This is a genomic window from Singulisphaera photorubra, from assembly GCF_045290345.1.
Classification (GTDB): Bacteria; Planctomycetota; Planctomycetia; order Isosphaerales; family Isosphaeraceae; genus Singulisphaera.
In genome coordinates, this window is sequence record NZ_CP155447.1 from 3,074,682 (window position 1) to 3,093,696 (window position 19,015).

Sequence of the window (19,015 nt, forward strand, 5' to 3'; positions counted from 1 at the left end):
CCTTGGATTCGACTCCCACGATCGCATCTCGAACCCAGGGGAGTCATGAGCCGGGGAAGGCCGCTGGCTCGGATTGGTCGATGGTGAATCGAGAGACTTCTTCCTTCAGTTCGGAGATGGCTTCACGGAGGTGGTCGGTGGCCTTGTTGAACTCGCGGAGCGAGACCGAGGTCTGATGCGCTCCGTCGCTGAGCCTGACCACGGCTTCGCGGATCTGGTCGGCCCCTTGCGACTGGACTCTCATTCCTTCGGTCACCTGCTCGAAGCGGCCGGTCAGGCCTTGAACGTCGGAGATGATCGAACCGAGTTGTTCGCCGATGTGGGCCACCTCGCCGACCCCCTGGCGGACCTGGTCGGTGAACTTGTCCATCTCCATGACTCCGGCGGAGACGCTGTACTGCATCTCCTTGACCATCCGCTCGATATCGAGGGTGGCCACGGCGGTCATGTCGGCGAGCCTGCGGATCTCGCGAGCGACGACCAGGAAGCCTAGGCCATATTCGCCGGCCTTCTCGGCTTCGATCGCCGCATTGATCGAGAGCAAGTTGGTCTGGTCGGCGACTTTCGTGATCGTGGTGACGACCAGGTTGATATTGGCGGCCCGCTCGCTGATGACCGAGAGCTTGGAGCTGATCGATCCGGTCGAGTCGGCCAGGCTCCGCATCGATCGGCCCATGTTGGAGAGGCTTCCTTGTCCCTCGGTGGCCATCTGGGCGGTCTGCGCGGCAACGTCGTTCACCTCGTTCATGGTGCGGAGCAGTTCCTGGCTGGTCGCCGAGATCTGCTTGGCCGCGGCGGCCGCCTCGCTGGTGGAGGCCCGTATTCGTTGACGGTCTCCTGTTGCTGTCGCGAGGTCGCGGCGATCTCGGTGGCCGTCGACATCAGCGCGACGCTGGACTTCTGGATCTTGCCGATCAAGGTCTTGAGGTCGAGCGTCATCTTCTTCACCGCGGTGAGCAGTTGCCCGGCCTCTCCCGTGGCTCGTGTCTTGATCTGTACGCTGAGGTCGCCGGCCGCCACGCGATTGGCCACGTCGGCCGCGTCACGGATCGGCCGTGAGAGCGAACGGGCCACGAGAATCGCCACGAGTCCCACGGCCACGACGGTCAAGCTGAGGAGGATCACCACGACGATTCTTTGCTGCCGGATCAGCTCGAAGGCCTCGCCGACATCCTGCTTCACGACCATCCCCCAGCGGTACGAGGGGAGGTACGACCAGGCGGCGATGACCGGCAGACCACGGTAGTCGCGTCCCTCGCCGTACCCTCGTTTGCCTCGGACGGCACGCTGCATGCCTTCCGAAGACGCGCCTCCCAACGGGATCTTGAGGCGGAAGGCCGACGTGCGGTCGAAACGGGTGGGGGCCACGAAGGTCATTTCCTCGCCGGCACGCATTGCGACCACGGTCTCCCCGGTACTCCCCAGACCGGAGTAATCCTCAAAGACGCGGAAAACCTGTGCGTTGCCCAACTCGACGATCGCCACGCCCACGGAGATGCCGTTTTGCATCACGGGACCGGCCACGAAGGCCGAGGGTTGGCTGCGACCGGGGTAGAGTTGGTAGTCCGACATCACGGCCTGGAGCAAGGTCCGGGCCCGAACGAACGCGTCGGCGAATTCGGTCCCCTTCATCGGGCCCGTCAAGAGGTTCTCCCCCGTATCGAACCCACGCTGATACGAGGCCAGGGGAACGCCCTCGATGTCGAAAATATAGATATTAGGATATCCATAAGAGTGGGCGAAGACCCCGAGGCCGGTACGCATCACTTCGGCGTCACGGCGGTACTCGTCGGTATCGCGTTTGCCCGTCTTGACGAGCTCGCTGAGCCGAGTGACCGCGGTGACGACGGCGGGGGCCTGGCCCAGCACGGCGACGTCTCCCCGTCGTTCCCTGATGAAGTTCTCGAGCTGCGTGGTCTTGGCGTCCGCGATGACCATCAGGCGATCATGGACCGAGATCTCGACCGATCGCCGCGACAGGTAGGACGTGACCGCGGTCAGGATGATGCTCGGGACGAGCGCGATCGCCAGGAACCAGAAGAGCAGGCGGCTCGCGATGCTGGCGCTGGAGAGCGAGGGGAGTCGAAGGTTCATGCGCGGGTGGACCTGTGTCGGGGTGGCCGAGATCGGGGGCTTTTTGGATTCGATACCGGAAGCCTCCGTGCCGGTTCTCGCCTCCCTGGGGTCGGTTACGGGCCGCCCTCCGGTCATTCCGGAGTGGCCGAGCGTGCCGGCGCGTTGGGGTTGGCCCAGGTTCCCCCCCATCGCGTGTACATCTCTTGCAGGAAATTATTCCAATCCGTTGGACTTCGCGTGATCGGATACGGGACGGGGCGAATCGGTTTGTCGACCGACCAGATGATGTCGAACTGTCCGTCCAGCCGTGCCTTGGCCAGGTAGAACGGTCGCCACGTGTGCTGCGTCTCGGGATCGACCGAGATGACTCCTTCCGGTGCGTCGAGACTTTGCCGGAGGAGGAAGAGCTTGACCGTCTTGAGGTCGACCGAATTTCCTTCCTCGACGGCCTGGGCCCATAGTCGCACGCTGTTGTACGAAGCCACCGTCACATCGTTCATCACCCGATCGGCGCCGAACTTCGCCTGGAACTTCCGTACGAACTCCTTGTTTTCCGGCCGGTCGACCGACTGAAAGTACCCCCAGGCCGAGTAGTGGCCCGCCAGATCCTTGGGGTCCATCGCACGCAGCTCGTTTTCACCAACGCTGCACGAGATCACCGGGATCTGGTCGGGGGTGACCCCGGCCTGTCGGAGCTGACTGTAGAAGGCGAGGTTCGTTTCTCCAGCGATCGTGCTGATCACGACGTCGGGCTTGACCTGCTTGATCTTCGCCACCATGTCTTTGACGTCGGAGGTGCCGAAGGCACAGTATTCCTCGCCGACCGTCTCGACCCCCATCCCCTTCAGGGCATCCTTTGCGATCGCGTTCACCGTATGCGGCCAGACGTAATCCGAGCCGATCAGGAAGTATTTCCGGGCCTTCAAGGTGTCGTAGCTCCACCTCAGCGCCGGCAAGACTTGCTGGGTCGCCACCGATCCGGTGTAGATGATGTTGGGCGAGATCTCCAACCCTTCATAGGCCATCGGGTAGATCATCAGGTGATCGGCCCGCTCGATCACGGGCATCACGCTCTTGCGGCTTGCCGAGGTCCAGCAGCCTACGATGATGTCGACCTTCTCAGTGCTGATCAGCCGCTCCGCCTGCTGCGCGAAGGTCGCCGGATCGGACTTGCCGTCGGCGACGATCCCGATCACGGGCCTGCCCAGGAGCCCGCCTTGCTGATTAATTTCCTCGATCGCGAGTTGTTCCGCGTCGATCATCGATTGCTCGCTGATCGCCATGGGCCCAGTCTGCGAATGCAGCAGGCCGACCCGGATCGGCGGCCTGTTCACCTCGGTGAACGCCCAGGTGATCCCGGCGATTGCGGCGACGGTCACCAGCAAGACGGCACCTACGATCAGACCGCGTCTCATCGGCCATCCCCTACAATCGGTCTCACCGGATTGCGATGGCACCCACGACGGCAAAACAGCCTGAATCGTTCGAGGGTGCTCGCTCAAATCGCCACTCTATTGCAGGAGTATAGCTGAGGAAAAACGATGCGATCGGGATTCTTGGCGCAGATTCGCTATCTTTTCTTAAGCGGCCGCATGACTCGCCGGCCGTTCCAAAGAGCGGTTCGGATTTTGGATCTTGATAGGGTGGGTATGGCCCACCATGCTTTTTCAGGCGGCTTGGCGTGAGTGTGGGTGCCCGGCTCCTGATGGGGCGAGACCTGGTGGGCCGTGCCCACCTACAAAACACGATCTTGCAACGCCTGTCGGATCGACATGGTTTTGTGCGTTGTTCCCCCCCCAATTAATTCGAGAGCGATCCGCGGGAATCGCGATCGGAGCTGATCCGAGGTAGCGTCGAGGGACGCCGCTCTTTATCATGTTTGGTGTGGCTCGAGCGTGATCGTTAGTGGGCTGAAGAAGAGGCGTTTCGACTGTGGGTTCACCTGCACTGAACGTTGCCATCAACGGGGCCACGGGGCGGATGGGCATTCGGCTCATCCAGTTGATCCAGGCTGATCCAGGACTTCGGCTGGCCGCGGCCGTGGACCGACCCGACCATCCCAAGCTCGGTGAGGACGCCGGAACGCTCTGTGGCCTCGGCCCGCTGGGTGTGCCGCTCTCGGGGGCATTGGCTGGTCCCGTGGATGTCGCGATCGACTTTTCGTTGCCCGCCGGAGCCTTGGCGATGACCAAGGCGTGCGCGGAACTGGGCGTCCCTTTGGTCGTTGGCACCACCGGGATTGACCCGGAGCAACGGAAGACCATGGAGCAGGCGAGCGGCAAGATCGCCCTGCTGATCTCGCCCAACCTGAGCCGTGCAGTCAACTTGCTGATGCGGCTGGCAGGCGAGGCCGCCCGCGCCCTGGGCGACTCGACCGACATCGAGATTGTTGAGCGACACCATCATTTCAAGAAGGACGCTCCTAGCGGGACCGCGCTCCGTTTGGCCGAGATCGTCGGCGAGGCAGTGGGGTCGTCCCAGTTCGTCCACGGCAGGCAGGGAGAGGTTGGCGAGCGTCCTCGCGGCGAGATCGGAATTCACGCGCTTCGGACGGGGGACAATCCCGGCGAGCACACCGTCGTTTTCGGGCTGATGGGCGAGTGCCTGGAACTTTCGCACCGCGCCTTGAATCGAGACGGGTTCGCTCTGGGCGCACTCGACGCCGCCAAGTTCTTGGCAGGCAAACCGCCGCGGCTCTATACGATGGCCGATCTGCTCGGTTGATCGGCCGCCTTCCCTCAGACTGAAGGAGGCTGTCGGCTATGGCCCTGTGCGATGAAGGCTATCTTTGCGAAGTTTGCGGCCAGGATGTTGAGGATCTCACCCAGTCCGACCTCTACCTGAGGTATGTCCTCGGCGAGGTTGACCCGGAGACCCTCCACGTCAGGCCGGAACGGCATCTCACGTGCAACCCTTCCCTGGCCCAGTTCATCGTCGCAGAGAGTTTCCCCCCCGTGTCGGTCGAGGGATACTTCGCGAAGTCGGAGCTCGACCCGGAATTCGTGGCGGCCGAAGAAGCGCGGGTCACGCGGGGATATCTCCGCCTGCTGGAACTCATGTCGGTCGACCTGCCGATCGTCGAGTATCCGCTGCCCGAGTTTCGGACCCGTTGGCAAGGGCCGGCTGAGAGCGACGGAAACGGGGAGAGCGAGGGGGAGAGGGACGCCATGGTTGAGACCGAGCCATCGAGCCGTTCAGGTCGAGTTGCCGCCGATGAGGTGTCTCGGGGATGAAACTCATGTCCCGATATGACGAGTCTCGGTCGCCGATGAGCTGGCCCGCCGCGCAACCGTCGCGGATCCGAGTCCTCTTTCTCGACGATGACCCGGATCGGGCCGCGATCTTCCTCGCGCAGGTCCCGCACGCCGTCTGGGTCGCCACGGTGGATGCGTGCCTCCGTCTGCTCGAGGAGGAGTGGGACGAAGTCCACCTCGATCATGACCTCGGGGGAGAAACGTTCGTCGATTGCGGTCGTGAAGACTGTGGGATGGAAGTGGTGCGCTGGCTTTGCCTGGAGGCTCATCCCCACCTGACCCCCACACGATTCTACGTGCACAGCCACAACGCCGGCGCGGCCGACTTGATGGTCATGCAGTTGCGCGTCGCGGGCTATCGAGTGGAAGGCCGGCCCTTCGGCCATTTTCCCGCGGCGACAAACTACGCCCGCCCCCCGGTCGATGTGCCCTCGATTCCGACGCGAGGGCTCTCCCACTGGCTCCGCGAGCTCAGGCGTTACGTGTTCGGGGCGTCCCGGCCTTCCGGCTGACGACGGACCTTGCATTGTCAAGTCAGGGGTTGAGTCTGTATGGTGGCGCCTTCGGATAACAACAGCCAGGGCTTACCACCTTCGTCTTCGGACGCCAGAGCGGATGGAAGAGTTGCGATGAGAACGGTGATCACCGGCGGTGCAGGTTTCGTGGGGTCGCATCTCTGCGAGCGGTTCTTGGCCGAAGGGGACGAGGTCCTCTGCGTCGATAACCTTCTGACGGGGCATCGCCGTAATATCGTTCACTTGATGAACGATCCCAAGTTCCAGTTCATCGAGCACAATATCTCCGAGCCGCTCCAGGTGGACGGTCCGGTCGATAACGTGCTCCACTTCGCCAGCCCGGCGAGCCCGGCCGACTACCTGGCCCACCCGATCCCGACGCTCAAAGTCGGGGCTTTGGGGACTCACAATGCCCTCGGGCTGGCCAAGGCGAAGGACGCCCGGTTCTTGCTGGCGAGCACTTCGGAGGTCTATGGCGACCCCGAAATCCACCCCCAGCGCGAGGATTACTGGGGGAACGTCAATCCGATCGGTCCTCGCGGTTGCTACGACGAGGCCAAGCGGTTCGCCGAGGCGATCACGATGGCCTACCATCGTTATCACAGCGTGAAGACACGGATCGTCCGGATCTTCAACACCTACGGACCTCGCATGCGGCTCAACGACGGCCGGGTCCTCCCCGCCTTCATGGGCCAGGTCCTCCGGGGTGAGTCGCTCACCGTCTTCGGCAAGGGTGACCAGACCCGCAGCTTCTGCTATGTCACCGACCTCGTCGATGGCATCTACCGGCTGCTCCACGCCGATTTTTCCGAGCCGGTCAACATCGGCAACCCCTCCGAGCTCACCGTGCTCGAGCTCGCGAAGGAGATCATCGCCATGGTCCCGGGGACCAAGAGCGAGATCATCTACAACCCGCTTCCCCAGGATGACCCCAAGCGCCGTCGTCCCGACATCACTCGGGCTCAGACTCTGCTCGGCTGGAATCCCACCATCGACCGAGCCGAGGGGCTGAAGCGGACCCTTGAGTACTTTCGGACCGTTGTCTGATCCGTTGACCGAGCTGGTCAAGGGGGGCTACGCCAGGCTCAGGAAGCTGAGCCTGGCCGCCAGAGACGCGTCGAGCTCGTTCAGCGAGGCGGGTTGGCGGGAGAAATGATCGGATTGAGCTGGCGGATCTCGACGTCAGTGAAGTCGAGCTTCTTCAACATCAACTCACGATCGCGAGGACTGGCGTTTCCCAGTTGCTGGCGAGCCTCAGGGCTGAGAGCCTGGAATTTCGTCAGAAGCGCTGGGGGCATTGTGGGACGGTTCGTTGAAGTCTTGCGGCGGGCCGGGGATTGGCTTGGGGCGCGGGAGATCTTTTCCTTTTGCTCATCACTCAAGAGCGGTGCCGGTTCGGGCACGATGGTTTCTCCGCTGTTGAGGCCCTCCTTGACTTCGACCCGCTTCCCATCAGAGAGTCCCAAGGTCACGACCCGCCACTCGATCCCCCTCTCGGCCGTCTTGACCGCCACGTGGTCTTGGTTTTCGTAGCGGACCACCGCCTGATTCGGCACGGTCAGCACATTCTCAAGATCGGCGAGGGAAATGCTGACATCGGCAGTCAAGCCGGGGCGTAGTCCTGGGGTACCCTTCATGATGCTGATGTAGGTGGTGTATACCTTCTTGTCTTTGTTGAAGTAGGAACTCGGGTCGGGCAGCGGTGCCACATTTTCAACGACGCCCTCCAAGAGCTGATCGGGGAATGCGTGAACCTCGACTTTGGCGGGGAGTCCAGGCGTGATCCTGTCGACGATCGCCTCGGGGAATCTGGCGAGCACCCGCATGGGTCCGTCGAGTTCGGGGATGCTGAAGAGTTTCTGCCGTTCGCGGACGATTGCGCCTTTTTGGATCTGGGCCTGGTCACCACTGGCGATCCGATTTGGGTCATTCGCGTAGACGACGCTGCCGTCCGAGGGAGCAAGGATCCGGCAATTCTCGATCTGTCGCTGGAGAAACGTCGTTCTGGACTGCACTCCTTCCCAGCGGATGTGCTCGGCGCGTTCCCGTGAGATGGCCGTCTTAACCTCGTCGCGGAGTTGCCTGATCGTTCTCGTCCTGGTGGTTCGTTCGAGCACGGACCGGTTCGTCCGCCCGATGTCTAACGCCTTTCGCTCGCGTTGAAGTCTCAGGCGAGCGTCGTCGACGCGGTCATCGAGGTCCAGCGATGCGATGATATCGGCGGCCGTTTTCGTCCCCTTTTGCTCATTGAGAAGTTCCTTGAGGCGATCGGAGGCGTTTCGAGCCCTCTTGACTCGCTCGTCGGCCATCTCGATCCTCTCCTCAGCCATCAAGATCTCCTTCTCAGCCAGTTCAAGCTCCCGGGGATAGATTTGCTCCTCGTATTCCTTCAGGCCACGCTCGGCGAACTCACGTGCCAGCTTCGCTTCGTTGTAAGCGGCTTCGGTGCTCCGCTGGGTAACTTGCTGTTTCGTGAGATGATCGCGTATCGCGGCGGAATCGAGTTCGCAGACGATTTCGCCCTTCTTGAGCCGAGTTCCTTCCGGAACGATCGAGAGAATCTTGGTTTGACCTTCCACTAGACTGAACACCTCCGCAGTTTGAGAGGCCTCCAGCCTACCTATCTGTTCCGGACGCACCTTGAACTGGCCCGGCTTGACTTGGAGGCCGGGAATCTCGTTTGTTCCGACGATCTTGGGAGGGGCGTCAGCGACCTGATTATCGACCGCCGCGTCCTTCACGGCAAAGGCGACGAGGCCGGTCGCTGAGCCGCTCATGACGAGTAAGAGTGATGTGACCTTGATCCAGTGTGAGATTGACATGACGTGGAGAAGCTCCAGGGCAAGTGACACGGCGGCCCCTTGATTGGCCGCCCCGATCGAAACGAATTGAACCGCGGCATTGGCTGTCGAGCGAGCAAGAGCGGCCGAGATCGAGGTACTGGGGCCTTGCCGGCTCATTGCGGCGGCGATCAGGCTGGTGTTGGGTGCGAGCCCGCGACGGCGAAGACGGTCGCGAAGCCGTTGCCGAGCCCGAGCCAGGCGACTGGCGACCGTCCCGACCGGGCAGCCCAGGTGGCGTGCCGCCTCCTCACAGGTGTGTCCCTCCAGGTCGCAGAGCACGACCGGCGAGCGGAATCGCTCGGGGAGTCGGTTGAGCTCCTCATGGATGATTGCCGCGAGTTCTTTGGCGTCGCCGACACAGTGTTGGCAATCGCGCGGATCCGCCATCGCGGCCCTCCTTGCCTCGATCCTTCGGCGCCTGGCGGCCGCGTGTCTGGCTCGACTCGCGGCCCGGCAAGCGACCCTGTGCAGCCAGGGGCCGAGTGAGTCACGGACCCAGAGCGTTCTTCCCTTGCGGGCCAGGACCAGAAACGTGGCCTGGAAGACGTCCATCGCCTCATGGTCATCGCGCACGATGGCTCGGCTGACGTGCAAAACCATCGGTCCGTGGCGATCCACCAGGGCGGCGAAGGCCAGTTCGGCCCCTTCGCCGCTTCGGGTCGCGAACCGCTCGAGGAGTTGACCGTCGCTCAAGCCGGCAACCGGCCCCACGTCGAAGAGCGTGTGGATTTGCCTCTGGGTGAGCCCTCGCCGACCGCCTGCCACAAGCCCGCCTCCGAATCAATCCAGTTTGGGATTGGTGACTTCACTCAAGTAAAGCCACGATTCGGCAGCGCTTATCCAGGTTTTTTGCGATTTTTCGGAAGTGAACACGGAATCAGGCCCATGAACCATGTCGAAGCGTTGCTCCTGAGCCTGAGAAAGCCCGCTCAGGGCTGCTCGTTCGGTACGCCTCGACCTGGCTGGACCTCCATTTCGTTGTCTCGCAAGCTCATCGAATTTCAGGACTCAGAATTGTCTTCGTGGCAAGCTTCGCCGAACTCGTGATGAAGTCGCCATCCATTCGCAAGCGATTCTCTCTCTGGTGGGCCGTGCCGCGATGACGCCAGGGCCGATCATGGCGCCGCTGAAAAAACAGGGGTTGGCGAACCTTGTCGTTTTCGTGATTTTCATAAGCTGATTGTTGGGATTTAAGGATTAAGGATGTGCTGTTCGTTGATTCGTTGTGATCGGTTGTTCGGGGTGGCTTTTGAGAATTCGACGTGAGCAGGCGGCTCTGTTATTCTTGCCAGCGAGTCCTATTGCCCGTGTCTTGTGAGCGGGGCTGGTCCGGCCTCAGCAATGCCCCCTTTTTTTGATTTCCTTTGCTCCTCCAGTCGGCGTGGAATCCGTGGTCAACCGCCGTGCCTGGCGTGGTGAACTCCCTTGAGGATGTGCAAGCCGATGAGACTTTCCTACCGGATTGCGTTGGCCCTGGTGGTTGGCTGTGGGTTACCTTCGGCCCGTGCCTCGGCGGATGAGGTGCAGTGGCGTGATGCCACGTCGTTCGAGGTCGAAGGGAAGGGGTGGGCCAAGACTGCGGGGCCCTTCGATCGGCTCCCGGATTCGGCCAGGAGCAAGGTCTCCTCGACGGCCTGGGACCTGAGCAAGGAAACCTCCGGAATCTGCATTCGGTTCGTCACCGACGCGGCGGCCGTGAGCGTGCGGTGGTCGCTCACCAGCGCGTCGCTCGCCATGCCTCACATGGCCGCGACCGGAGTCAGTGGCGTAGATCTGTACGCCCGATCCGACGATGGTAAGTGGCGATTCGTCGGCAATGGTCGGCCGCATAAGCAGGACGGCAATCTCGGCAAGTTCGAATTCCCCGGAGGCGCCAAGGCCGGGCGCGAGTGCCTGTTGTACCTGCCCGTGTACAACGGCACGAAGTCGTTGGAGATCGGCGTACCGCCAGGCGCTCATCTGGAGATGCCGCCGCCGCGGCCCGAAGCCCTGCGCAAACCGATCGTGGTCTACGGGACTTCGATCGCCCAGGGCGGCTGCGCATCTCGGCCAGGGATGGTCTGGACGGCCATCCTGGGCCGGATGCTGGATCGTCCCGTGATCAACCTGGGGTTCTCGTCCGCGGGCACGATGGAGCCGCCCGTGGCGGAGCCGCTCGCCGAGTTGGACCCGGCGGCCTACGTGATCGACTGTATCTGGAACATGAGTGATGACCCTGCGTTGTACATGGATCACGTCTCTCGGCTCGTGCATACGATCCGCAAGGCGCACCCCATCACCCCCATCATCTTCGTGGGCCAGTCGCTGATGCGGCCGGAAGCTCATCCCACGAAGTCCACCCTCGGGCAGGAGGCGGCGGTGCTCAGCCTGCGGAAAGAGGGCGTCAAGGGCCTGTTCTTGGTCCCGGGGACGAACCTGATCGGCGACGACGGCGAGGCGACTGTCGACGGCGTCCACCTCACCGACATCGGGATGGACCGGCAGGCTCGCGCCCTGCTTCCCATCGTCAAGGAGGCCGTGAGCGGACCGACGAAGCCCCAAGTCTATATCGACGCCGACACGGGGAACGAGGTCGACGACCCGTTCGCGATCTACCGGGCGCTCGTCGCCCCGGAATTCCACGTCGTCGGCTTGACTTCAGCCGGCTGGGGGAAGACGGCGGACTTTCCGACCAACACCCGAACCAGCCAGAAGATGAACGAGGAGGTGCTCGGCCTCCTGAAGCTCGAGGACCGCATTCCGCATCCGATCGGAGCGCTGAATCCGATGCCGGCGGTCTCCACACCGGTCGATTCCCCCGCCGCACGCGACATCATCGCCAAGGCCAAGGCGATGCCGAATGGGCAAAAGCTGCAGGTCTTCGTGCTCGGATGCTACACGAACGTGGCGTCCGCGCTGTTGCTGGACCCGAGCATCAAAGACAAGATGGCCGTTCATGTGATGGGATTCCGCTACGACGACAAGCGTCTCACCCCCAATGAATTCAACACGCTGGGTGACCTGCACGCCGCCGCCCATCTTCTCAAGAGCGGTGTCGAGCTGAAAGCGATGGTCAACAGCACCCTCGGCCAATTCCAGTGGAGCAAGGCTGAGGTGGATGCTCACTTCAAGGGTAAAGGAGGAGTGCGAGACTTCCAGGTCAAGCGTTGGGAATCGCACGCCCCCAACGATCGCAATCGCACCCTTTGGGACATCGCGGTGTTCGAGGCCGTCCTCCGTCCGGAACTGGCGACGCTGACGGAGGTCGTTCACGACGGCTCCAAGCTTCACGTCTGGACCCATGTCGACGTCAAGGGCATGCAGGCCGACTATTGGGAGGCGACGAAGGCGACCGAGCCCACGCCCGCCACGGGGGCCGTTTCGGCGAAGCCGCAAGTGTCGACCGACCCCATCGTGATCTCCAAGGGCAAGGAAGCGTATTGGTATCAAGCCTTTCCTGACGCCTGCCGGCTGAAGAACGGCGACATCCTCGCGGCTTTCTACGCCGGTTACACCCACGTCTCGCTCGCCGCCGACGATTTTCCGCTCGGCGGCCGCCTCTGCATGGTCCGCTCCTCCGACGAGGGGCATACCTGGTCGGAGCCGGCCGTCTTATTCGACGATGCGGATGACAATCGCGACCCCCACCTCGCACAACTCGACGATGGCACTCTTATCTGCACGTTCTTCTCCACCGCCGAGAAGAATCAGACCCGCCTGAAGACGATCAAGGATCCGAAACTCTTCGAGCAGGTGAGGAAAGACACCGGCGTCCAGATCGTCACCAGCCGCGACAATGGCAAGACGTGGGACAAGAAGCCCCGCTCACTTTTCTCGGATTGGGTTTGTTCCGCTCCCGTCCGCCAGCTTCCCAACGGCGTCTGCGTGCTGGGCCTTTATCGTGGAGACGACGTCACGGGTCTCAGCATTGCCGGCACCGCCCGTTCGACGGATCGCGGTCGGACTTGGGAACCGCCCGTCGCGATCAAGGCACCGCCGGGAGTCGGGCTCAACGCCGAGACCGACGTCATCCGCCTTGCCGACGGCCGGCTGTACGCCGCGTTGCGTTCCTTCACGGACGATATGTACTTCGCGATCAGCGATGATGAGGCCAAGTCCTGGTCGGAGGCGAAGAAGGCCGGATTCCCGGCCCATGCTCCGCACCTGAACCGGCTGAGCGATGGGTCGATCATCCTTGGTCATCGCCTTCCGAAAACGTCGATCCACGTCAGCGGCGACGACGCCAAAACGTGGCGGGGGCCGTATCTGATCGACTCGTGCATCGGCGCGTACCCCGCCACCGTCGAGTTGAAGGATCACAGCATCCTCATCATCTACTACACCGAAGGGGGCGGCAGCGCCATCCGCGCTCGCCGATTCAACCTCAAACCCGACGGCATCGAATTCCTTCCTCTCTGAGGGGGATGAACGACGCACCATTCGAGCCGGTCGACTCTGCTTGATTCAGGGTCGAGCCGGCCTTGGCGCCCGGCCTATTTCGCACGCCACCAGAGCGAGGAAGGCAGGCCACGTGCCAGGCAGGCGGGCTCGATGACCTGGCGGAACCGCTTGGCGTCGTTCGGGTATCCGGCGGTGGGGTGGAGGTCGGGGAAGTGCGCTCGCCAGTGGGCGTTGAAGGCGTCCATCCAGCCTTCGCGAACGGTCTTGCTCACGATCGAAGCGAGCGCAACGAGGCCGTCGTCGGCGTCGGCCCGGGGGACCAAGCTCAGGTCGAGGTGCCGGCCGGGGCTCTTGATCGTGTAGCGGCTGAGTGCCGGGCCTTCGGGGCCGCGGTCGATCCAGACGTCGTCGAAGTGGGCTTGGAGCGGCTCCATGTAGAAATGACGGCCGCCATGCTTGTCCGAGCGGACGGCCGTTTTCATCCCATCGCTCGCTTGCTCCCAGAGCGATCGGAGCAGGTGCGCGAACGCGGTGAAATGGACTGTGGCCTTCGACGGCGACGCTGCGAGTCCCGCATTGAAACGGGCGGGGCCGACGACCACGGTCTGGACCCCGACGATCCGCCAAGAGATCCCAGCGAGGGGATTTTTCAGGCACCGATCATACAGGTCTCGCGACTCGGCCCGAGGCCAGGGCGGGTCGTCATCCTCGTCGAGCCAGAGAGCGAGTTCGACGTCGGCAAGCGTGCCGGCGTCAATCGCTTTCAGGAGGTTGCCGAAGCTGCGGGGGAGTTCTCGTCCGGCCGCCGTCAAGGTCGCGAGGCAGGCGGCTTCGAGTCGTTCCCGGCCCCGGCCGCCCTTGAGGATCGCCTTCGAGTCGTCGACCCAGAGTCGATCCGGTGCGCCCTTCGCGCGGGCGACCGTCGAGGCGAGATCGCCCCAGAGGTCGGGGGGACTCGCACTCGGGCCTTCGGCGATGACCGCCGTCATGACGAGGGGACCCAGGTTCGGTCCGTAACCCGCCTCGTCGATACCGACCCAGCGCGTGAGTGTCCCGCTCAACGTGGGTCGTCCCTCGTTTGCGAGGTGAGCGGGGAGCTCGCTGATCGCTCCCAGTCCCCCTCTCGAAGTCGCGATGGCAAGGGAGCGGATGCTTCCCTGCCTGCCATCAGGCGATACGAGCCGTCGGTGCGTCTTCGCGGGCTCCATCCGAACCGTGGGCCCGAGCCCCTGAACCGATCCAGAGCGAGGCGGGCTCGCGCCCTTGGAGCTCGGCCGCCAGCGAGGCGTAATCCTCGGCGCCTCGGCTGCTCGGAGCGTACTGGAAGATGGATTGGCCGAAGCTCGGACACTCGGCCAGGCGGATGTTCCGCCGGATTCGGGTGCGATAGACCTGGGCATCCGACCAGGGCATCGGCGCCGAGCGGCGTCCGTCGAAGAAGCGGTCGAGGTCCTCGATCACTTCGCCACCAAGCCGGGTACCCGCGTCGTAGAGGCAGAGCAGTACCCCGGCGACTCGCAGTTCGCGGTTGACCCGCTTGGCGACCAGGTTGATCGTTTCCAGCAGCTTCGAGAGCCCGTGCAAGGCCAGGAAGTGGGCCTGCAACGGAATCAAGACCTCTTTCGCGGCACAGAGCGCATTGAGCGTCAAAATGCTCAGCGACGGAGGGCAGTCCATCAGGACGTATTCGAACGATTCGGTGTCGGCTTCGAGCTGGTCGCGAAGGATGGTCTCGCGGCCGACCATGTTGATCAGCTCGAGTTCCGCTCCGGCCAGGTCGATATGGCTGCCGCAAATATAGAGGTTAGGCGCGACTTCGCGACGAACCTCTTCCAGGGGCATTCCCTGGGTCAGGACATCGTAGAGTGACGGTCCCGAGCGGCCCGGGAGGAGACCGAGGTGGAGTGTCGCGTGTGCCTGCGGGTCGAGGTCGAGCACGAGCGTTCGGTGCCCCTCGGCTGCCAGTGCGGCGGCGAGGTTCACGGTCGAAGTCGTCTTACCCACCCCGCCTTTCTGATTCAATAAGGCGATCCGTCGCATGGTGGATTCCCTCCTCCTGGGGGTCCCTTTCGTTCGCCGCTCGCCTCAACAGGCGCCACGGTCCTGGCGGGAGTCTATTCTATTCATCCCTGAACGCAAAGCCGAATCGCGCCGAGACGAATCCCCCGGAAAATCTACTGGGTAAGGTGCCGATTCGTACATTGCATCACGCCAGAAAGATTTCGGTCGACGTGGTCCTTGGCGGCCTTAGCGGGACCCCTTTGGATTTGCGACGACTTGACTCTTATCGGTTGGATCGCGACCGAACACCAAGTCTCTCTTCGTCGTCACAGCGATCTTCCGGCGCCTTTTTTTTTGAAAGATGGCCGTTCTGGCCGTTGGAGATGCCCCGCTGACGTTTGAGATTCCTCCGGCCGGGTGACCGTCAAGGAACATCTTTCCGCCGAGTCGTACGGGCGGCCCGCATGTTGCGAATGAGAGGATCGCTCTTGACGTGGAATCGAGTCGGCTTGAAGCTAGATGAGATTGCCCCTTTGGAATGACCTTAAGCGGGTGGTTTGATTTGAAACGGCCGCGCCTTCGTTCTCTCCTGGTTGCCTCGCTCGTCGTATTCCACGGCGTTGTCGCCACCTTTGGGGCTGGCCTGCACTCTGCCTCTTTCTCTTTATGCACGCACCCTGGGTTTGCCGAGGGCCACGGCACGGGCCTCGATCGGGGTTTGAGTGCGCTCGCGAAGCTTCCGGGCGTCTCATCCGCGGATGACTGCGTGCTCTGCCACTTCTTCGCTCAGGGGCAACTCCCCGGTATTCCTTCGTCGACTCCTGGGCGAGCGTTCCTCGCCCTGGACGTTGAGACTACGCCCCGCGCATTCGTATTTGTCCCATCTTGTGATTCTCGACCCGCCTCGCCCAGAGCCCCACCTCATCTCTGACCGCGCCACCCATTTTCGTTACGCCCCCACCCAACGATCGCGAAGAAGAAGCGGGTAGGGGGCACTGATTCTCAGGACTCAGGCCGATATTCCGGTCTGTCGGTCCGGCGGTCGGTCGGGTGAACACACTGAATTACGAGGGTTTGGGGCCACCTTGCGGTGGTTTCGATTTCACAGGATGAACGAATGCTGCTGCTCAGGAATGTGAAGAAATCGTTCGTGGAACCAGGCGGAGGCCGGCTCCCGATCCTGGACGTTGAAGAGTTCCAGGTCGACGCGGGCGAGCAGGTCGTGCTGGTGGGACGGAGCGGATGTGGCAAGACCACACTCTTGCATGTGATCGCCGGGATCAGCACGCCCGACTCGGGCGAGATCCAGGTGGATGGCCGCGACCTCGTGCGGCTCGACGAGGCGGAGCGTGACCGGTTCCGGGCGGAGAACATCGGCTACGTTTTCCAGTCTTTCAATCTGCTGGCCGGTTTCTCGGCGCTCGAGAACGTGCTGCTCGGCATGGCGTTCGGCCAAGGTCGGCGCGACACCGCACGCGCTCGCGAGCTGCTCGATCGGGTCGGATTGGCTCACCGCCAGCGGCACAAGCCCGCACAGCTCTCCATCGGCGAACAACAGCGGGTGGCGGTGGCCCGATCGCTGGCGAACCGACCTCGGCTTCTTCTCGCGGACGAGCCGACGGCGAGCGTGGACGCCAAGAATCAACAGCAAGTCATCGACCTGATCCGCGAGACCTGCGAGGAGGAGGGCGTCGCCCTGCTCCTGGTCACGCACGCCCCGGAGATTGCGGCCCGATTCGAACGGACCGTGCAGCTCGAGAACCTCAACAAGGTGGCGGCCCTCACATGAGTCTCATCGCGATTGCCTGGCGGAGTCTCACGCAGCGGGCCTTGGCCTCGGCGCTGACCGGCCTCTCGATGGCCCTCGGGGTGGCGCTGGTGGTCATGGTGCTGGTCGCCTACCACGTCATTTCCGACTCGTTTCAGCGCGGCGCTGGGGGAGGCTACGACGTGATCGTCGGAGCCAAAGGGGGAAAGCTCCAGCTTGTGCTCAACACGGTCTATCACTTGAGCACCCCCGTTGAGAACATCCCTTATTCCGTTTTCCACGACCTCACCGAAGGCGAACTCAAACCCTACGTGACCCGGGCGATCCCTTACTGTCTGGGCGATCATTACGACGGCCAACGCGTGGTCGCGACCGTGCCCGCCCTGTTTGCCGAGACCCAGTATGCACCAGGGCGGAAATACGCCTTCAGCGCGGGGCGGAACTTTCAGGCGACTGGCTTCTTCGAAGGGGTCGTCGGTGCCCTGGCCGCCACCCGAACCGGGCTGAAAGTCGGCGACACGTTTCGGCCGACCCACGGCGTGAGCGACGACGGGCAAGGGCACGAACACGACGCCTTCAAAGTCGTTGGCATCCTCGAGCCCACCGGAACGCCGAACGACCGCGCCTTGTTCATCAACATCGAGGGCTTCTATCTCCTCGAAAACCATGCCAAGCCGGTCGACGCCTCGCATCCGGCCAATCCGAAGGGGACGACGAACGGCACCAGCGGCCATCAAGAGCATGAGGGCCATGACCACGAGCACGAGCACGATCACGAACATGGCCATACTCCTCTCCCCGAGGAGCAACGCGAATTGACGGCGGTGCTGGTCCGGACGTCTTCGCCGGCCGCCTCGATTCGGCTGCCGAACCTGATCAACGAAGGGTCGGCGGCTCAGGCCGTGATGCCGGTGCGGGAGATCCGCGGGCTCTTCGATGTCATCGTCGGACCGATTGAGACCGTCCTGCTCGCGCTCACGGGACTGATCGTGGTGGTTTCGGGGGTTGGCATCTTGGTCAGTATCTACAATTCGATGAGTGAGCGTCGCCGCGAGATCGCGGTGATGCGTGCCCTGGGCGCGCGGCGATCGACGGTGCGGACGATCGTGCTCCTCGAGTCGATGCTGTTGTCGCTGACGGGAGGCCTCGCGGGTTGGATCCTCGGACGCGCCTTGATCGCCGCGCTCAGCCCGGCGATCGCGGCCCGGACCGGGGTCGTGATCGGATTCGCGCCGTTGATCCCCGCGGAATTGGCGCTCGTCCCGGCCCTGATCCTGTTGTCGGCCCTGGCCGGATATCTACCGGCGATGACCGCCTACCGAACCGACGTTGCCAAGGCGCTGGCCTCAGCGCCCTGATCATCTTCCGAAGAATCTTGATCATCCCAAGGCCCCGCTGAAAGAGACGGGACGGAAGTACGAACCCATGGAGAAGAATATGACCGTTCGAGAGCCTGTGATGGACTTGCCCGAGGAGATCGTCGCCTACCGTCCGATCAGTCCGGCCGCCGCGGTGAGTGTGGTCACAGGCTTGCTCGCCCTGCTCTCCGCCGCGCTGGTCTACGACCTGGGGGTGGCCACCTTCATTTTCGCCTCCGTGGTCGGACTGATGACCGGGGCTCGCGGCCTCTCCGCCGTGCGCCGCTACGATATGGCGGGTCGGGGAGCGGCGAAGTCCGGTCTCGCCCTTTCCGTCCTGGCGCTGGCGACCGGCGGTGGAATCTTGCTCTACCAGGCTCTGAACGAGGTGCCCGAGGGTTGCCTCCCCATCACTTACGAGGCCCTACAGTCCAAGGGGGGGGAGATCATCCCCGCGTCGGCCAAGGAACTCGATGGCAAAAAGGTGTATATCAAGGGGTATATGTACCCGAGTGATCAGACGACCGGGATCAAGGAGTTCGTCCTCTGCCGCGACAACGGAACCTGTTGCTTCGGCGGTCAGCCCAAACTCACCGACATGATCCAGGTCAAGCTGAAAGAGCCGCTCGCCCTCGACTATCACACGGGGCTGCGGTACATCGCGGGCAATTTCAAGGTGGAACAGAACCAGGCGCCAGGTTCACTCGGCACCGTGCTCTATCACCTGGATGCGGATTACGCGAAGTAACGCGAATCGACGAACCCCCGCTTTTTTGGGGGGCTCTCAAGTTTCTCCTTCGCGGGCTCGCCAAGCCGCTCA

At 62.9% G+C, this 19,015-nt stretch carries 14 protein-coding genes; 8 read left to right on the forward strand and 6 right to left on the reverse strand.

Features of this window, described 5'->3' with window-relative positions:
* Positions 1-43: 43 nt before the first annotated feature.
* From V5E97_RS11840 to V5E97_RS11850, 3 genes are read right to left on the reverse strand one after another with little or no spacing between them, the layout of a single operon-like run.
* Positions 44-748, reverse strand: coding sequence for a methyl-accepting chemotaxis protein (locus V5E97_RS11840; RefSeq protein ID WP_406699527.1), 705 nt, complete (start codon positions 746-748; stop codon positions 44-46).
* Positions 745-2,265, reverse strand: coding sequence for a HAMP domain-containing protein (locus tag V5E97_RS11845; RefSeq protein ID WP_406699528.1), 1,521 nt, complete (start codon positions 2,263-2,265; stop codon positions 745-747). Before V5E97_RS11845 ends, V5E97_RS11840 begins: the two co-directional genes overlap by 4 nt.
* Complete coding sequence (locus V5E97_RS11850) at positions 2,208-3,491, reverse strand: urea ABC transporter substrate-binding protein (protein WP_406699529.1); 1,284 nt, start codon at positions 3,489-3,491, stop codon at positions 2,208-2,210. Before V5E97_RS11850 ends, V5E97_RS11845 begins: the two co-directional genes overlap by 58 nt.
* Positions 3,492-4,008: 517 nt before the next feature.
* On the opposite strand from V5E97_RS11850, the gene dapB reads away from it, so the two are divergent.
* From dapB to V5E97_RS11870, 4 genes are all read left to right on the forward strand, one after another.
* Entirely contained in the window at positions 4,009-4,800 is a 792-nt protein-coding gene (dapB, locus tag V5E97_RS11855) for a 4-hydroxy-tetrahydrodipicolinate reductase (RefSeq protein WP_406699530.1), read from the forward strand.
* 38 nt (positions 4,801-4,838) lie between these two features.
* Positions 4,839-5,309, forward strand: coding sequence for a hypothetical protein (locus V5E97_RS11860; protein WP_406699531.1), 471 nt, complete (start codon positions 4,839-4,841; stop codon positions 5,307-5,309).
* Positions 5,310-5,314: 5 nt separating this feature from the next.
* Positions 5,315-5,842: a cyclic-phosphate processing receiver domain-containing protein gene (locus tag V5E97_RS11865; RefSeq protein ID WP_406699532.1), complete on the forward strand. Its 528-nt coding sequence runs from the start codon at positions 5,315-5,317 to the stop codon at positions 5,840-5,842.
* A gap of 117 nt (positions 5,843-5,959) precedes the next feature.
* Complete coding sequence (locus V5E97_RS11870) at positions 5,960-6,892, forward strand: UDP-glucuronic acid decarboxylase family protein (protein ID WP_406699533.1); 933 nt, start codon at positions 5,960-5,962, stop codon at positions 6,890-6,892.
* A gap of 80 nt (positions 6,893-6,972) precedes the next feature.
* Here the strand turns inward: V5E97_RS11870 and V5E97_RS11875 are convergent, their stop codons facing one another.
* A complete protein-coding gene (locus V5E97_RS11875; RefSeq protein WP_406699534.1) occupies positions 6,973-9,453 on the reverse strand; it encodes a sigma-70 family RNA polymerase sigma factor in 2,481 nt (826 codons plus the stop codon).
* A 678-nt stretch (positions 9,454-10,131) separates the two neighbouring features.
* Between V5E97_RS11875 and V5E97_RS11880 the strand changes: the two genes are divergently transcribed.
* Positions 10,132-13,086 carry an SGNH/GDSL hydrolase family protein gene (locus V5E97_RS11880; protein ID WP_406699535.1) on the forward strand — a complete coding sequence of 985 codons (2,955 nt, stop codon included), beginning with the start codon at positions 10,132-10,134 and terminating at the stop codon, positions 13,084-13,086.
* Positions 13,087-13,160: 74 nt separating this feature from the next.
* Here V5E97_RS11880 and V5E97_RS11885 read toward each other — a convergent pair whose 3' ends face one another.
* Entirely contained in the window at positions 13,161-14,129 is a 969-nt protein-coding gene (locus tag V5E97_RS11885; RefSeq protein ID WP_406699536.1) for a ribonuclease H family protein, read from the reverse strand.
* Between the two features lie 106 nt (positions 14,130-14,235).
* Positions 14,236-15,108 (reverse strand): ParA family protein, encoded by an 873-nt coding sequence (locus V5E97_RS11890; RefSeq protein WP_406699537.1) that lies wholly within the window; start codon positions 15,106-15,108, stop codon positions 14,236-14,238.
* Positions 15,109-16,186: 1,078 nt separating this feature from the next.
* On the opposite strand from V5E97_RS11890, the gene V5E97_RS11895 reads away from it, so the two are divergent.
* The 3 genes from V5E97_RS11895 to V5E97_RS11905 all read left to right on the forward strand — a co-directional run bounded on the left by V5E97_RS11895 (position 16,187) and on the right by V5E97_RS11905 (position 18,943).
* Positions 16,187-16,858 (forward strand): ABC transporter ATP-binding protein, encoded by a 672-nt coding sequence (locus tag V5E97_RS11895; RefSeq protein WP_406699538.1) that lies wholly within the window; start codon positions 16,187-16,189, stop codon positions 16,856-16,858.
* Positions 16,855-18,195 carry an ABC transporter permease gene (locus V5E97_RS11900; RefSeq protein WP_406699539.1) on the forward strand — a complete coding sequence of 447 codons (1,341 nt, stop codon included), beginning with the start codon at positions 16,855-16,857 and terminating at the stop codon, positions 18,193-18,195. The genes V5E97_RS11895 and V5E97_RS11900 overlap by 4 nt, the downstream gene beginning before the upstream one ends.
* A gap of 79 nt (positions 18,196-18,274) precedes the next feature.
* Complete coding sequence (locus tag V5E97_RS11905; protein WP_406699540.1) at positions 18,275-18,943, forward strand: DUF3299 domain-containing protein; 669 nt, start codon at positions 18,275-18,277, stop codon at positions 18,941-18,943.
* Positions 18,944-19,015 lie beyond the last annotated feature (72 nt).

Excerpts from the sequence above, each read along its gene's own strand:
- V5E97_RS11880 (WP_406699535.1), top strand. The coding sequence starts at position 10,132 with ATGAGACTTTCCTACCGGATTGCGTTGGCCCTGGTGGTTGGCTGTGGG.
- V5E97_RS11905 (WP_406699540.1), top strand. The coding sequence starts at position 18,275 with ATGACCGTTCGAGAGCCTGTGATGGACTTGCCCGAGGAGATCGTCGCC.
- V5E97_RS11850 (WP_406699529.1), bottom strand. The coding sequence starts at position 3,491 with ATGAGACGCGGTCTGATCGTAGGTGCCGTCTTGCTGGTGACCGTCGCC.
- V5E97_RS11900 (WP_406699539.1), top strand. The coding sequence starts at position 16,855 with ATGAGTCTCATCGCGATTGCCTGGCGGAGTCTCACGCAGCGGGCCTTG.
- V5E97_RS11895 (WP_406699538.1), top strand. The coding sequence starts at position 16,187 with ATGCTGCTGCTCAGGAATGTGAAGAAATCGTTCGTGGAACCAGGCGGA.
- V5E97_RS11890 (WP_406699537.1), bottom strand. The coding sequence starts at position 15,108 with ATGCGACGGATCGCCTTATTGAATCAGAAAGGCGGGGTGGGTAAGACG.
- V5E97_RS11845 (WP_406699528.1), bottom strand. The coding sequence starts at position 2,265 with ATGGGGGGGAACCTGGGCCAACCCCAACGCGCCGGCACGCTCGGCCAC.
- V5E97_RS11865 (WP_406699532.1), top strand. The coding sequence starts at position 5,315 with ATGTCCCGATATGACGAGTCTCGGTCGCCGATGAGCTGGCCCGCCGCG.
- V5E97_RS11870 (WP_406699533.1), top strand. The coding sequence starts at position 5,960 with ATGAGAACGGTGATCACCGGCGGTGCAGGTTTCGTGGGGTCGCATCTC.
- V5E97_RS11860 (WP_406699531.1), top strand. The coding sequence starts at position 4,839 with ATGGCCCTGTGCGATGAAGGCTATCTTTGCGAAGTTTGCGGCCAGGAT.
- V5E97_RS11840 (WP_406699527.1), bottom strand. The coding sequence starts at position 748 with ATGAACGAGGTGAACGACGTTGCCGCGCAGACCGCCCAGATGGCCACC.